The organism is Pseudomonas putida (assembly GCF_009883635.2).
Taxonomy (GTDB): Bacteria; Pseudomonadota; Gammaproteobacteria; order Pseudomonadales; family Pseudomonadaceae; genus Aquipseudomonas; species Aquipseudomonas putida_W.
In genome coordinates, this window is record NZ_CP026115.2 from 1,854,307 (window position 1) to 1,868,963 (window position 14,657).

Consider the following 14,657-nt stretch of genomic DNA (forward strand, 5'->3'; position numbering starts at 1 on the left):
AAATGATCAGGCGTCTTTGCGATAAGCCAACAAGCGCAGGGCGTTGAACACGACCAGAAGCGTGGAGCCCTCATGAATGGCAACGGCAGCGCCGATGCTCAAACCCATGATGGTCGAGGGCACCAGGATGGCCACAATACCGAGGCTGACGAACAGGTTCTGACGGATGATCGAGCGGGTGTGGCGGCTTAAGCCGACCGCAAAGGGAAGCTGCCGGATGTCGTCTGCCATAAGCGCGATGTCAGCTGTTTCCAAGGCGACATCAGAACCTGCAGCTCCCATTGCGATGCCTACGCTCGAATGGGCCATGGCAGGCGCATCATTTACGCCGTCCCCCACCATCGCAACTTTGGAGCTGAGGCGCAGGTTCTTGATCGCCTGAACCTTATCGTCCGGCATCAGATCTCCCCACGCCTCGTCCAGGCCGACTTGCTTGGCCACCGCATCGGCGACACGGTTGTGGTCCCCAGAAATCATGATCATGCGACCGATGCCCATTTCCCTGAGTTTATGGAGCGCCTCTTTCGCTCCTTCTCGGGGAGTATCCAACAAGCCGATAACCCCTAGATCCTTGTCAGCACGGCGCACCACCATGGTTGTGCGGCCCGACTGGCGCAGGCGTTCAGCTGCGTCCAGGGCGGTCTTGGTGAGTGCAGGAACACCGTCGGTAGCGAACATCTCGACTTTGCCGATCCAGACGAACTGACCATCCAGCTCAGCGCGTACGCCGCGGCCAACCAGGCTCTTCAGATTCATTGCTTGGAATCTGCCCTTGCTGCCAATCATCTCCTCGCCGTCGCGTACAATAGCTGCAGCGAGAGGGTGGTCGCTCATCGATTCCACGGCGATGGCGACGGCCAGCAGATCTTGAACCTGAGTACCGGCCAGCGGTATCACATCGGTGATGCGGGGACGTCCTTCGGTCAGCGTACCAGTCTTGTCGAAGGCCATGGCAGTCAAGGAACCGAGCTCTTCGAGCGGTGCTCCGCCCTTGATCAATACCCCGCCTCTGGCAGCCCTGGCGATGCCGGAAAGAATGGCGCTGGGTGTTGCGATCGCAAGCGCGCATGGGCTTGCGGCGACCAGTACGGCCATTGCCCGGTAGAACGAATCGCGAAATGGCTCATCGATGAATATGCCGGCAAACATCAGCCCTGCTACAAGTAGCAGGACCAAGGGGACGAACACACGTTGGAAACGGTCTGTGAAGCGTTGAGTCGGCGACTTCCTGACCTCGGCTTCACTGACCATTTTGATAACCCGCGCCAAGGTGCTTTCCGTGGAGCGACGCGTTACTTCAACCTCAATCAGCGATTCGCCATTGATGGTGCCGGCGAAGACTTTCGATACAGCCTCTACGGCATCCGGCTTGCTACGGGCGAGAGCGACATCAGCGACTGGCTGCTTGTCCACCGGGACGCTTTCGCCGGTCACGGGAGCCTGGTTAATACTTGAGGAGCCTACGACCACAAAGCCATCGGCCGGAAGGCGGTCATTGGGGCGCACGATGACAACGTCGCCGGGCACGAGGAGTTCCACAGGCAACTCCTTCGTGCCGTTCGTGCTCCGCACAATTGCGGTAGCAGGAGCGAGCTTGGAGAGAGCCTCGATGGCTTTCTTGGCCCTGCCCATCGCGTAGCTTTCCAGGGAGTGCCCCAGGCTGAAAAGGAACAACAGCAGTGCGCCCTCCGCCCAGGCACCAATGCTCGCGGCTCCCACAGCGGCGAGTAGCATCAACGTGTCGATTTCGAAGCGCTTCTGGCGGATATTGCTGATCGCCTCCTTGGTGGTGAACCATCCACCGAACACGTAGGCAGACACGTACAAAACCAGCGGCAGCCTGTCGATCAGCCCCAGTTTTCCTGCGAGCGCTCCGGCTCCGAGCAGGGCACCACAGATCAGCGCGAAAACCAGCTCGGTGTTCATGCCAAAGATGCCGTCGTGCTCATGGCTATGCCCTTCATGCCCTGCTTGGTCATCTGGGCGTTCAAGCAAACTTTTCATAACTCGTCCCTTCTGGGGTCTAGGCTTAAAACTGCCCTCTGCAGTTGGAAGCCATTGCTGTTGTGTAGCTGAGATTTAATTCACGGCTAACCCAGGGGCAGTCATTAAGGCATATGGCCTAAATGGCCTTCTTCGGGCTCAATAAAAAATGCCAGGCACTGCCTGGCATTTATGAAGTCTCTAATTGTTCTAATCACAGCAATTACTACTTGTTGTTGATGCATTGCGAGTACATCGAGTAGCGAACCGTCTTGAGCGTACCCTGAGAGTCCTCGAAGGTCATCAATCGCGGGTAAACCTGGCAGGTGCGAGGGTCTTGGGACTGACGCACGAACTTCGCAACATCGATCTTCATGCCGTACTTGTAGTCCTGGACCTCCGGCATCGGCTTGCCATTTCTCTCAGCATACTTCGCTACAGCAGTTTGATGCTCCTTGATGTATTCCAGCTGCTTGCTTTCGGAGAAAGTATTAGCCTGCGAAGCCATCGAGAACATAACGAGTGCAGCAGCAACAATTAGCTTTTTCATAGAAACCTCTCAAATTCAAATCTTCTCGGGCGTAACTTTAGCAACGCACAGGCATCACCGGCATGACGAGAAACTTACAATTTTGAAAGGTGAGTGCATCAGCTTCATATAAAAATAAAAAAGCCCACAACACGGGTTGTGGGCTTCTCTATCAGTGGCTATCAGCTAACCACTTCGGCTTCATCGCCATCTTCATCTTTTCGGTGTGCCCAGTGATACAGAGCAGGCAGTACCAGTAAGGTCAGCGCGGTTGAGGACAGAATCCCGCCAATCACCACCGTCGCTAGCGGTCGTTGAACCTCGGCACCGGTACCGGTGGCCAAGGCCATCGGGATGAAGCCCAGGGAAGCCACCAGCGCTGTCATCAGCACAGGTCGCAGCCGGGTCAGAGCGCCTTCGTCAACGGCCTGCCTGAGCGTTCGCCCTTCCTCTCGCAACCCGCGGATGAAGGCAATCATCACCAGGCCGTTCAATACCGCGACACCAGACAGTGCAATGAAGCCGACCCCTGCCGAGATCGACAGCGGGATATCCCGCAGCCACAACGCCACGACGCCACCGGTCAGTGCGAATGGAATACCGGTGAAGACCAGCATGCCGTCCTTCAGGTTGTTGAACATCAGGAACAGCAAGGTCATGACCAGCAGCAAGGCGACCGGTACAACAATCTGCAAGCGCTTGGCTGCCGACTGCAGCTGTTCGAACTGGCCGCCCCAGCTGGTCCAATAACCCGCAGGGATTTCGACCTTGGTTGCCAGTGTGGTTGCCGCCTCATCAACGAATGACCCAAGGTCGCGCCCCCGAACGTTGGCGCTAACGATGATCAAGCGTTTGCCATTCTCTCGGCTGATTTGGTTCGGGCCCAACTGCAAGTCCAAATTAGCGACCTGCGACAGCGGAATGAAGCCGATTTGGTTGGTGCCCTGAGCCTCATTGGCAGGAACAGGGATCAACAGGCTAGACATACCCGCTACGTCGGTACGTACGGCCTCAGGCAGGCGAACTACCATGTCGAATCGACGATCACCTTCGTACAAGGTTCCGGCCGTGCGCCCCCCTACAGCAATCGCGATCGAGTTTTGCACGTCCGCAATATTCAGGCCGTAGCGTGCTGCTTTCTCCCGGTCGATATTGATGGTCAGCACCGGCAGGCCAGTGGTCTGCTCGACCTTTACCTCAGAGGAGCCTGGTACCGCTTTGAGTGCTGCAGCGATTTTGTTGGCCGTGCTGTTGAGCACGTCCATGTCATCACCGTAAACCTTGACGGCAACGTCGCTGCGAACCCCGGAGATCAGTTCATTGAAACGAAGCTGGATGGGCTGGGACAGCTCGTAGTTGCTTCCAGGCACACTGGCAGCTGCCTTCTGTACATCGGCAATGAGCGCGTCTCGCGACTTGCTCGGGTCGGCCCATTGGTCCTTCGGCTTGAGCATGACGTACGCGTCGGAAATATTCGGCGGCATTGGGTCAGAGGCGATTTCAGCAGTACCGGTACGGGCGAACATCCGCTCGACTTCCGGGACCTGCTCGACCACCGCTTTTTCCAAGCGCTGCTGCATGTCCACCGACTGACTAAGGCTGGTACCTGGTACACGCAGTGCTTGAAGAGCGAAGTCACCTTCGCTCAAGCTCGGGATGAACTCACTGCCCATGCGACTGGCAAGTACACCGCTGAGCACGACCAGGGCAACTGCGGCCGAGAAAGCAATATTGCGGTGTCCAAGCACCCATTGCAGTATCGGTTCATAACGCAGCCGCGCAGTGCGCATGACCACACCCTCCTCCTCTTTGACTTTGCCAGTGACGAACATGGCAATCGCCGCAGGCACGAAGGTGACGGAGAGGATCATAGCGCCCAGTAGCGCCATCACGACAGTGAAGGCCATGGGGTGAAACATTTTGCCCTCAACGCCGGTGAGGGCGAAGATCGGCAGGTACACCACCATGATGATCAGCTGACCGAAGATCAGCGGCCTGCGCGCTTCACGAGCAGCAGCAAAGACTTCATGGAAGCGTTCGGTTTTGGTAAGCATGCGGCCATGCTTGTGCTGCGCATGGGCCAATCGACGGATCGCGTTCTCCACAATAACCACGGCACCGTCGACGATGATGCCGAAGTCGAGTGCCCCCAGACTCATCAGGTTGGCACTGACCTTGTTGTTGAACATGCCAGTGAAGGTGAACAGCATGGAGAGTGGGATGACCATCGCAGTGATCAGCGCAGCACGGATGTTGCCGAGGAACAGGAAGAGGATGGCGATAACCAGGATCGCGCCTTCCACCAGGTTCTTCTTCACCGTCGCAATGGCTTTTTCAACCAGGTTGGTACGGTCGTAAACGGTGACGGCAACCACGCCCTTTGGCAGAGTGCGGTTGATGTCCGCGAGCTTTGCGGCGACAGCTTGCGACACAGTCCGGCTGTTCTCACCGATCAGCATGAACACGGTACCGAGCACGACCTCTCGACCATTCTCGGTGGCAGCACCCGTACGGAGCTCTTTACCGATGCTGACGTCGGCAACGTTGCTGATGCGAATCGGTGCACCATCCACACTGGTGATTACGATGTTGGCGATGTCTTCGATATTGCCGACTTGGCCAGGTGCACGGATGAGCAGCTGCTCGCCATTACGCTCGATGTAACCGGCGCCGACGTTGGCGTTGTTGCTTTCCAGCGCTGCGACCAAATCATTCAGGGTTAGTTTGTAGGTAGCCAGGCGCTTCGGATCCGGCGCTACGAGGAACTGCTTGGCAAAGCCACCGATGGTGTTGATCTCTGCCACACCGGGTACGTTGCGCAGCTGAGGCTTGATGATCCAGTCCTGAATCACCCGCAAGTCGGTGGGCGAGTAGGGCGTACCGTCTTCTTTGACCGCGCCGTCTTCGGCTTCGACGGTCCACAGGAAGATTTCCCCGAGCCCGGTGGATACCGGCCCCATGACAGCTTCTACGCCCTCTGGCAGCTGTTCCTTTGCAACCTGCAGCCGCTCGTTAATGAGCTGGCGGGCAAAGAAAATGTCGGTGCCATCCTTGAAGATCACGGTGACCTGAGACAGGCCAGAGCGAGACAGGGAACGGGTCTGCTGAAGGCCCGGGAGACCGGCCATGGCCGTTTCAACTGGAAATGTGATCCGCTGCTCGGTTTCCAATGGTGAATAACCAGGCGCGGCAGCGTTGATCTGCACCTGGACGTTGGTGATGTCGGGTACTGCATCGATAGGCAGCTTTTGGTAGCTGTAGATGCCGATGCCGGCCATGATCAGGACAGCGATCATTACAACGATGCGCTGCTCAATGGCAAATCTGATGATACGTTCAAACATGAGAAATCATCCTGTCAGTTCGCATCAGTGGCTGTGCTCGGCAGATGCTTTGCCGAGCTCAGACTTGAGTGTGAAGCTGCCATTGGTAGCCACTTGGGCGCCCGCTTCGACGCCGTCGGTAATTTCCACGTACCCATTGTCACGGCGGCCCAGTTTCACTGGGCGGGTGTCGAAGCCGTCAGCGGTGCGGACGAAGACCGACGGTTTGTCCTCAACGGTCTGCACGGCATGTTCAGGGACGGCCACCGCCACGCGATCAGTCTGGGAAGTCACCGCGATGTTGACGAAAAGGCCAGGGCGCCAAGCCCCGTTGGGATTGGTCAGGGTGACACGGACGGTTGCTGCACGATTCTGCTCGCCCAACAGGCTGCCCACATAACCCACCTTGCCCTCGACCTCGACGTTCATGTCAGGCGAAGAAACCTTCACGGCGCGACCGGTCGTGACCTTGCCCAAGTCAGTAGGCGGTACGGCGAAAGTGGCCCAGACCTGATTGAGGTCGGACAGGATGAAGGCGTTAGTCGCCTCACTGACGACCTCACCGACGGTCAGGTGCTTCTCCACCACCACGGCGTCGAAGGGTGCCCGAAGCTCGTAGCGATTACCGCCGACGGAGTTTACGGAGGCACCAATCGCGCCGACCTTCTGCTTGGCGTTGGCCAGAGAAATCTCGGCTTCCTGCAGCGCCTGGCGTGCCTGGAGGTAGTCCTGTTCAGCAGAGATCTTGTCCTGCCACAACTGCTTCTCTCGATCGAAGGTCACTCGCGCCAGTTCGACACGACGCTGTGCAGCCTGTTGCTCGCTGCGTAAGTCAGAGATCTGTTGGCTGGCAATCACCGCCAGGACTTGGCCCTTCTTGACGGTCTCGCCAAGGTTGGCCTGCACAGTTTCGACAACGCCAGGGACACGAGGAACTACGTGTGCAGTGCGGTCTTCGTCGAAACGAATCTCGCCCGGGAAGCTGACTACAGTTCCCAGGTCACGAGGCGCTGCTGACTCCAGAGAGACGCCCGCCGCTTTGATCTGTTCAGCGCTGAGGGTCAGCTTGCCCTCTTCCTCACCGCCCTCTTCACTGTGGCCCTCTTCGCCATGACCTTCTTCACCATGACCCGCATCGCCCTCCTCTTTACTGGCTGATCCGGCCTTCTTTTCATGGCCATGACCATCGTCAGTACCGTGTTCGGTGTTCGTTGCAGCTTGTTGTTCGGAACTGTTGTTCCAGGCGAGGCTGCCAAATCCAAGGGCTGCCACAGCGGCTACCGCGAGGGCGATCTTACGTTTGTTATCCATTGCTACTCCTGCTGATCGTAGACACCGGCTTGCTTAACGCCGAGTGCCGAAGAAAATGTATGGCCCGTTCAACGTGCGCCGGCAGTCGAACCGACTTCGCCATAAACCCTTTCCACTTGCGCACGCGCATTGGTCGCTGCTGCCAGCGAGTCGAGGTACTGGCCACGGGCAACGATCAAGGTGCGTTGGGCGTCCAGCACTTCGATAAAGCCGAATTTCCCCATTTCGAATCCGCGGGTTGCGGTGTCCACGGCCTGCTGGGCTGAGGGCAGAATGGTCTTGTCGTAGGATTCGACTTCTTGCATGGCGGTGGACCACTGGTTCAACGCGGTTTGGGTTTCGGTGCGCAGTCTCAACTCGACAGCGTTACGCAGGTCGCGGGCCTGATCGGCACGTCGAGAAGCGGAAAGAATGTTGCCTTGGTTACGATCAAACAGCGGCAAAGGCATGGACAGACCAACGACATTGACTCGCTCGCGCACCGAGCGGTCGTATTGGCTACCCACGCTTACCGTGAGGTTTGGAATGCGCTGAGCTTTTTCTGCGCCAAGCGAGGCATCGCTCTTATCAATCTGTACCACTGCCTGGCGCATTTCCGGAGTCTGATCGAGCTTTGCCAGCAACTCGTCAGTGCGCGGCGGCAAGCCAGGAGACAGGGTTGGTGATTCAAGGCGATCGAATACGGTCACAGAACTCCCCGTGACCTGGGCGAGTTGCTGGTAGGCGGTCGCTTTTTCCGTTTCGGCGCGACGGACCTGCAACCGGGCTTCAGCCAGTTGAACCTGGGCGCGGGTAGCCTCCACAGGTGAAGATTTACCTGCGCGAACACGACCATCGACAATGCGAAGGCCGCGCTCAGTAAGTTCAAGGGATTGTTTAGCCAAGTCGAGACCGGTTTGGGCTCGCAATGCGGCGTAAAACGACTGCACTACGTCTGCACGCAGACCATTCACGCGTCGGTCCAGCTCCAGCTGTGCAACACTCTGGCCGTATGTGGCGACATCTACGCGGGCTCCCCGCTTACCACCAAGCTCCAAGGTCTGACTCAGCGTAACGGTCGTTGTGCTGGTGTTACGCCGCGTGTCCTCCATCTCATAAGAGATTTCGGGGTTGGGGATCAGACCGGCTTGCTTGCGTGCACCGTCCGCGATGCCGATTTCCTGACGTGCCGCCGCGAGGTCTGGGTTGGCATCCATTGCCGTCGACAGCGCTTGGGGCAAGCTGATGCTTTGGGCAAATGCAGAGGGTGCCAGCAGCCCGGAAATCACCGCACAGAGAGCGGCGATTTTCCACGGTGAGACGTAGGTCTTGGATAAGACATTGCGGTTATACCGGAGCACTTTCTTGGTCCTCGTGCACAAACTTCGTTAAAGCTTGGCCAGAACGCCAAAATAGCTGCCAAGCCCCACTGGATTAGGTGATGGCACTCTAAAGAGCGCTAGCTATCAGAGGGGTGGCTAGAAAATTACAATTTCGTAAGAAAAGCTTGTAATGCCCGAAAACGCTGAAGAAACAGTCGATCCATCGAATTTGGTTGCGAACGCGAAAGATGGCTAGCATGCGGCGTCAATGACCAAAATAACGATCAGATGACGAAATTGTAATTGTTCTATCACCCTCCCGTTATCTTCCGCCTGCAAATATGAGCTCGGCGCTACGCTAGGCGCGCCGCCGGGTCAGAACTTATAACGACACCCGCGCCGGTAAACATAATAAAAACTGCCGTAAATCAAAGGAGCATCGGATGAAAATCAAAGTACCACTGTATTTGGCGGCAGTTTCGGCACTGTCTGGAAGCTATGCAGTTACTGCTCAAGCTGAAGATAAACCGGAAGGTTTCATCGAAGGTAGCAGCCTTACAGTGCTCAACCGCAACTTCTATTTCAATCGTGATAACCGCGACAGCTCGGCCCCCACTTACAACAGTGGCAAGGGCAACACCAATGGCTACTCCGAAGCCTGGGCGCACGCGATCATCACCAAGTTTAACTCTGGTTTCACCCAGGGTACCGTCGGCTTCGGTGTTGATGCCTTTGCCATGATCGGTCTCAAGCTCGACACCGGCGACGGTCGCAACGGCGGCCGCAGTTCCTTTGACGTGCTGCCCGTTGATAACAAGGGTGAAGCGCGTGATGAATACACCAAAGTCGGCGGAGCGGCCAAAGTCCGCTTGTTCGACACCGTCGTGAAAGTGGGTGATGTCTTCCCATCGACCCCGGTCGTTGCATCGGGCGACTCGCGTTTGTTGCCTGAAAGTTTCCGCGGCGTGACGGTTGAGAACACCAGCATCCAAGGCCTCACCCTGCAGGGTGGTCGACTGCATGCAATGAGCCAACCGGTCTCTAGCAACCTGAATGACAACTTCGTGACCTTCTATGGCGGCCCAGTTAACTCGCCTTGGATCGGTTACGGTGGTGGTGATTACTCGATCAACGACAACTGGACCGTGAGCGTCTACGGCAGCCAGTTGAAAGATGTCTGGAATCAATACTACGCCGGCACCAGCTTCACCTATCCACTGAACGACGATCTGGCGCTGATCGGCGGCTTCAACTACTACAAAGCCGTGGATGAAGGTAAGCGACGTCTGGGTGAGTTCGACAACAACATCTGGAGTGCCAAGGTCGGTGTCCGTTACGGTGCCCATACCCTTGCCCTTTCGCACCAGCGCAACAACGGCGACGACGATTTCGACTACCTGCGTCAATCGGACTCGATCTTCGTCGACAACTCCATCCAGTACAGCGACTTCAACTCGCCGAAAGAGCGCTCCTGGATGCTGCGTTATGACCTGAACTTCACCAGCTACGGCATTCCTGGTCTGACGTTCATGACCCGCTACGCTAGAGGCTCGGGTGCAGACTACTCGAACGCCAACCAGTTCTACATGCGCACCGACGCCAACGGTGATCCGCTCACCAATCAGAAACGTTGGGAGCGTGACGTAGAGGTCAAATATGTCGTGCAAACCGGCCCGGCGAAAGACCTGTCCTTCCGGTTGCGCCAGGCTACCACCCGTGCCACTGCGTTCGAATCGGATCTGGATGAAACTCGCGTGATCATTGAGTACCCGCTTTCGATTCTGTAATTCTCTGAGCGGATCAGTTTATTTATAAGCTGATCCCTCCAGAAAAATGTGCATTACGCATTCACCTTGAGTGGCTTAAGTGCTCCTTTGGTAAAAGGTGGATATTTGGCGCCCTATGGGCGCCTTTTTTTTACCTAGATTTTAAGCAGTCGTTCGAGCACATGCATTGCATCTCGATGAAGTTCATGGCTACACCAATGTCCATTCTCCTCAGTGTGAGCAACTTCACCGTCATCTGAACGGAACGAAGCCAACACAAAGAAGAAAATAACCCAATACTTCATAAGGTCAAATCACCTATTGGAGAGTGGGTTCGCATCTGTCAAACCCAAACCGCGACACAATATACCTCCAGACTATCAATCATATTACCTAGAAATTACAAATCCGTCATTTAGGCCCCAACCCACTCATTTTGATTTACCATTCCTTTCAATAATGCCGGCACGCGTGCGCGGTTAATTGCTCAGTGATATCGAGACAAAATCCCATGCGAATTCTGGTAATTGAGGATGAAGTAAAAACTGCGGAGTATGTGCGCCAAGGCCTTACAGAGTGCGGTTTTGTCGTTGATTGCGTCCATACCGGATCAGATGGATTATTCTTGGCCAAGCAGCACGAGTACGAGTTGATCATCCTTGATATCAATCTGCCAGAGATGGATGGGTGGCAGGTACTTGAACTGTTGCGACGTAAAAATTGCCCTTCGCGCATCATGATGCTCACGGCCAGAAGCCGGCTGGCGGACAAGGTCCGGGGTCTGGAGAACGGTGCAGATGACTACCTGATCAAACCATTTGAGTTCCCAGAACTGCTGGCACGGGTTCGGGCCTTGATGCGCAGGTCTGATCACCCTGCATCCGTAGAGATCATTCGTGTAGCTGACCTAGAGCTCGACCAGAGCCGTCACAGGGCCTTCAGAGATGGCCAGCGCATTGATCTAACGACAAAAGAGTTCGCACTACTGCACTACCTAATGCGCAATACCGGCGTGGTACTGAGCCGCACACAGATAATATCCCAGGTCTGGGACATGAACTTCGACTGCGATACAAACGTTGTAGAAGTGTCGATTCGAAGGCTCAGAGCCAAGATTGATGACCCTTTCGAGACCAAGCTTATCCATACGCTCCGAGGCGTAGGCTATGTGCTAGAGAAGCGTTAATCGACAAGCTGCTTAGTCATGGAGTCAGAGCTGCTGATCACGCAGTACGTAAGGCTTGTTTACTTCAATCTGACTGTTTTCGACCTTTGGCCCTGGTTCCTCACTAAACGAATGAGGTGTGCTGGACATGAGGTATAGCATAGATTATCAACAGGTATCGGAAGGACATGCGCATGCCAGAACTGATGAACACTCAGCTGACATCGTCTTTAACAGCGACCATGGCTTAGCTCACATTCCGTGTATCGGAGATGTCGCCAACCTCCCCAGTACGGCTGCCAAAGCTGGGGTTTGCGGCATCGTCCGTTCGAGGATTTTTCTATTACCTGCGTGACCCTGAAGAACTCTACTGCCACGTCAACATCCTTGTTGAAGAAGCTGAAATAAATTTCGGCAACCTAATTTCGGAATACATGCGTAACCAGACACGCATGCAATCTCCATCTTCCTAGTATTTAGACCGGCCAAAATACGTTTACTTGAATGTTCAGCAGAGCCCAAGCGATGGGGCTCTACTGAACGTGTTAGCCGTTACTTTCGCTGCTGTGCAAAAACAACCAGTTGCCACTCAATCTTGCCCGCGCCAGGCGCGTGCTGGTGATGGTTTTGTGGTGGAAGCACATGACCTTTGGCAATACCAATCTCATCCCCGCAAGTGACGCAGCGGTAGATACCTGGGTTCGGCGCCTCGGTGCCAGGCGAATACTTGTTGTCGTACTCCGCGTGATCACTCTTGTGCAGGTAATTCCCGTATTTGTACTGAGCCATATCTATTTCCTTGAGGTATTGCTCTATGTATTTGCATGCCCACAATGGCGGCACAAGACAATTTCTATCACGCAATCTCGGATTGATGCCACTGTTGTTTTTCATTTTTTCAGATTTTCGTAGGATTTCTTATTCTGACCATTTCAGACAAACAACCACTACGACCGGCAAAATTTTGACGCCATGTCATCAGCACCACAAAAAATACATAGTTACGCTACTAAGACGCTTTGGCTATTCAAGCGCGCCCTTCAAACGAGTTAGTCACGACAGACTGCCAGAGCGAGGGAGGGGTGGAGTGCGGAGAGCAGGCGCTATAGTTTTCTGAATGGCGCATTGAAAAAAATAAAAATACAAGAAGCCCGCTAGGAAAACAGTTGGTATAAGAATGGCCAGTTGAGGGTCCATAGTGCCATCGATTGTGTATTGCTTAAGCGCAAGAGAAGCTAGAACAAGAGCAGAGCAGTACAAAGCACCTGTGAATTGGTTTCCCAGAAAACTAAGAATTCCGCCAAAGGCATTATTGGCGCTCAATAGCACAGCCTTCAAGATGGTCCACCCGAATATCGGCAAAAATATTTTCACCATGAAGACAAACAATGTTGTTGAGGCGAGCAGCCTCAATGGGATTTCAGCCCATGGTTTGATGGCGCCGTCGGCTTCCACGCCAAAGAATAGGACGACATTCAGAAGAGCCGCTATGGAAAAGCATATGGCGAGACGTATCATCTCCCGCTTGAGCGGAGCCATCATTATCACAGCGTTGATTTTTTTTGCGATGTAGCGATTTAGAGCCTGGATCATTGGCCTATTGCGTCCTGTTCTCACTGGAGTGATGCTATTGTGTTAGTTTGACAGTTATAGATTGGCGTGTTACTCACTCCCCAGTCAAGGAGACCCTTGATGATTTACGAATCTGAAGATTGGAAGAAACCCCTTCTTCGTACAGCTCGTTGGCTTGAGGTTACGCGTGTAAAGGAAGGTTCTGAAGGGCGCATTTTTGCGAAGGCAGAGCGAGAGATCTTTGTGAGCTTTTATGCGGTGCGTAAGCTAACCGACGCCTACAAAATCTCTGAACAAACCAAGAAATTGAAATTTCAGCTGCCATACCACCCGATCGTAGTCGGCAAGACGGTAGATTACCTAAATCGGCATGACATACTGGAAGCTTACGACACTACTAAAAGATGCACAGAGATCCGAGATCTCACGTTCGTAGCGAACCAAGTGATCCACTCGTACGTATTCGAATTTGCGACTAATGAAAATTTGGGGATCGACGGAGTGTTTGTGGCTTCAGACACAAGCCGGCACCAGCGGCTCTATTACTACTCTATGGGGCTAATACTCAGTATTTTTCGAGCGGTAGGCCTAGATGATGCCTCAGAGCAGCGCTTGATACGAAACCCTTTAACAGGCCAGTGGGAGCCGGATACAGATCAGGTGAGCAACCGCCAGGCCAATCCCGCTACACCAGCAGCAATTAACCCAAAGGCTATATAGAATCCCGATCTGTCGACCGTAGCGCACTGGCCACCATGATTCGAAGGGAAGCCTACGGCTTTCGCTGTTTCTTACAGCTGGTGCCCTTCCATCGACCATTTACTAAGGCGCTCTCACATAAAATGACGCAGAAAACGCCAGTCCTGCATCCGGACCACCCCATGTACACTGAGGCTGTGGAAGCGATGAAGCGGTATCACGAGGCATTGGCCTCTGGCTGTTCCGCTGGAGATGCCGAGCGCTTGCGCCAGATCGCAGAATCACAGTTCCAGGCTGTGAACGAATATCAGCTCAAGGCCTTGGGCAGCGTCAGTCGAAGAGCCCACTAATAGGATCGCGACCTTATCGAGGGGAGGAGCTATTGTAGGAGCTTGCTTCTCTCGACCAATACCTCTCGGTTAGTGAAAATGCTTTCAAGGGTTGCTGGTTCTGAGATCACGTCGGTTTTCCGAGAGATCTCCTCCAGGGCCAGTTCGAGCCGATAGTCTTGAAAATACTCATAGAGCTTTTCAAGGGTTTCAGAAATCTCCTCCCCCCCATTTTTTGCAAACAGAATGTGGACGATTGCGGCAAGCGGGAGGGCCATGTCGACACCCTCATCCTCCTCATCAGGGGACCGCTCCAAGCTCTCGAAATACCTCTCAAGCTGGTTCTGTATCTCCTCAAGCCAGAAATCAGAAAGATTGCGGGGTAGAGAGGCCTCCTGCCCAGAAAGCAGCACTTCATCTCGAAAACGGGCTAGGAGCGTTGGGTCTTCCATACGTGGCCTCCAGGGTCGGGTTGAGAGCTGCAGCTCAGCATAGTCCATCCCAGATTGGAGACCTATACGGTGCGAAAGCTCTATAAGCTGATCTGTAGAGAAGCTCCTCTGCGACTGAGCCAAGCTCAGGACGCACGACGCCGCTCATAGGAATAGAGTCGTCTCTCGCACCTCTAACTGCTACCATGGTGGCATAACGTATTCCTGCTTTGTCGAGCAGGATGCAG

The 14,657-nt window shown here is 54.7% G+C and carries 12 protein-coding genes; 4 read left to right on the forward strand and 8 right to left on the reverse strand.

The genetic code is table 11. The features are described from left to right. Positions 1-6: 6 nt before the first annotated feature. The 5 genes from C2H86_RS08565 to C2H86_RS08585 form a co-directional block, all read right to left on the reverse strand. Positions 7-2,004 (reverse strand): heavy metal translocating P-type ATPase, encoded by a 1,998-nt coding sequence (locus C2H86_RS08565; RefSeq protein ID WP_159412219.1) that lies wholly within the window; start codon positions 2,002-2,004, stop codon positions 7-9. 205 nt (positions 2,005-2,209) lie between these two features. Beyond that, a complete protein-coding gene (locus C2H86_RS08570) occupies positions 2,210-2,533 on the reverse strand; it encodes a DUF2790 domain-containing protein (protein WP_159412220.1) in 324 nt (107 codons plus the stop codon). A gap of 161 nt (positions 2,534-2,694) precedes the next feature. Further along, on the reverse strand, positions 2,695-5,856 hold the full coding sequence (locus C2H86_RS08575) for a CusA/CzcA family heavy metal efflux RND transporter (protein WP_159412221.1): 3,162 nt from the start codon (positions 5,854-5,856) through the stop codon (positions 2,695-2,697). 24 nt (positions 5,857-5,880) lie between these two features. Beyond that, a complete protein-coding gene (locus C2H86_RS08580; protein ID WP_159412222.1) occupies positions 5,881-7,146 on the reverse strand; it encodes an efflux RND transporter periplasmic adaptor subunit in 1,266 nt (421 codons plus the stop codon). 68 nt (positions 7,147-7,214) lie between these two features. After that, positions 7,215-8,486 (reverse strand): TolC family protein, encoded by a 1,272-nt coding sequence (locus C2H86_RS08585; RefSeq protein ID WP_159412223.1) that lies wholly within the window; start codon positions 8,484-8,486, stop codon positions 7,215-7,217. A gap of 404 nt (positions 8,487-8,890) precedes the next feature. Here C2H86_RS08585 and C2H86_RS08590 point away from each other — a divergent pair, with 404 nt between their 5' ends. Together C2H86_RS08590 and C2H86_RS08595 are read left to right on the forward strand one after the other, a co-directional pair. Beyond that, positions 8,891-10,234: an OprD family porin gene (locus C2H86_RS08590; protein ID WP_159412224.1), complete on the forward strand. Its 1,344-nt coding sequence runs from the start codon at positions 8,891-8,893 to the stop codon at positions 10,232-10,234. 490 nt (positions 10,235-10,724) lie between these two features. After that, positions 10,725-11,399 carry a heavy metal response regulator transcription factor gene (locus C2H86_RS08595; RefSeq protein WP_159412225.1) on the forward strand — a complete coding sequence of 225 codons (675 nt, stop codon included), beginning with the start codon at positions 10,725-10,727 and terminating at the stop codon, positions 11,397-11,399. 531 nt (positions 11,400-11,930) lie between these two features. On the opposite strand, the gene C2H86_RS08600 is transcribed toward C2H86_RS08595, so the two are convergent. Then, the gene (locus C2H86_RS08600; RefSeq protein ID WP_159412226.1) at positions 11,931-12,167 is read right to left on the reverse strand and encodes a hypothetical protein; all 237 of its coding nucleotides are present in this window, start codon (positions 12,165-12,167) and stop codon (positions 11,931-11,933) included. Positions 12,168-12,431: 264 nt separating this feature from the next. Continuing rightward, entirely contained in the window at positions 12,432-12,971 is a 540-nt protein-coding gene (locus C2H86_RS08605; RefSeq protein ID WP_159412227.1) for a hypothetical protein, read from the reverse strand. A 99-nt stretch (positions 12,972-13,070) separates the two neighbouring features. Here C2H86_RS08605 and C2H86_RS08610 point away from each other — a divergent pair, with 99 nt between their 5' ends. Both C2H86_RS08610 and C2H86_RS28330 read left to right on the forward strand, forming a co-directional pair. Next, the gene (locus tag C2H86_RS08610) at positions 13,071-13,670 is read left to right on the forward strand and encodes a hypothetical protein (protein WP_205524600.1); all 600 of its coding nucleotides are present in this window, start codon (positions 13,071-13,073) and stop codon (positions 13,668-13,670) included. Positions 13,671-13,792: 122 nt separating this feature from the next. Beyond that, a complete protein-coding gene (locus C2H86_RS28330; protein ID WP_159412228.1) occupies positions 13,793-13,999 on the forward strand; it encodes a hypothetical protein in 207 nt (68 codons plus the stop codon). A gap of 29 nt (positions 14,000-14,028) precedes the next feature. Here C2H86_RS28330 and C2H86_RS08620 read toward each other — a convergent pair whose 3' ends face one another. Continuing rightward, on the reverse strand, positions 14,029-14,430 hold the full coding sequence (locus C2H86_RS08620; RefSeq protein ID WP_182330079.1) for a hypothetical protein: 402 nt from the start codon (positions 14,428-14,430) through the stop codon (positions 14,029-14,031). Positions 14,431-14,657 lie beyond the last annotated feature (227 nt).

What these genes read in the sequence shown, in the direction of transcription:
- C2H86_RS08575 (WP_159412221.1), bottom strand. Translation starts at nt 5,856, where the DNA reads ATGTTTGAACGTATCATCAGATTTGCCATTGAGCAGCGCATCGTTGTA.
- C2H86_RS08570 (WP_159412220.1), bottom strand. Translation starts at nt 2,533, where the DNA reads ATGAAAAAGCTAATTGTTGCTGCTGCACTCGTTATGTTCTCGATGGCT.
- C2H86_RS08565 (WP_159412219.1), bottom strand. Translation starts at nt 2,004, where the DNA reads ATGAAAAGTTTGCTTGAACGCCCAGATGACCAAGCAGGGCATGAAGGG.
- C2H86_RS08600 (WP_159412226.1), bottom strand. Translation starts at nt 12,167, where the DNA reads ATGGCTCAGTACAAATACGGGAATTACCTGCACAAGAGTGATCACGCG.
- C2H86_RS08610 (WP_205524600.1), top strand. Translation starts at nt 13,071, where the DNA reads ATGATTTACGAATCTGAAGATTGGAAGAAACCCCTTCTTCGTACAGCT.
- C2H86_RS08620 (WP_182330079.1), bottom strand. Translation starts at nt 14,430, where the DNA reads ATGGAAGACCCAACGCTCCTAGCCCGTTTTCGAGATGAAGTGCTGCTT.
- C2H86_RS28330 (WP_159412228.1), top strand. Translation starts at nt 13,793, where the DNA reads ATGACGCAGAAAACGCCAGTCCTGCATCCGGACCACCCCATGTACACT.
- C2H86_RS08605 (WP_159412227.1), bottom strand. Translation starts at nt 12,971, where the DNA reads ATGATCCAGGCTCTAAATCGCTACATCGCAAAAAAAATCAACGCTGTG.
- C2H86_RS08580 (WP_159412222.1), bottom strand. Translation starts at nt 7,146, where the DNA reads ATGGATAACAAACGTAAGATCGCCCTCGCGGTAGCCGCTGTGGCAGCC.
- C2H86_RS08595 (WP_159412225.1), top strand. Translation starts at nt 10,725, where the DNA reads ATGCGAATTCTGGTAATTGAGGATGAAGTAAAAACTGCGGAGTATGTG.
- C2H86_RS08590 (WP_159412224.1), top strand. Translation starts at nt 8,891, where the DNA reads ATGAAAATCAAAGTACCACTGTATTTGGCGGCAGTTTCGGCACTGTCT.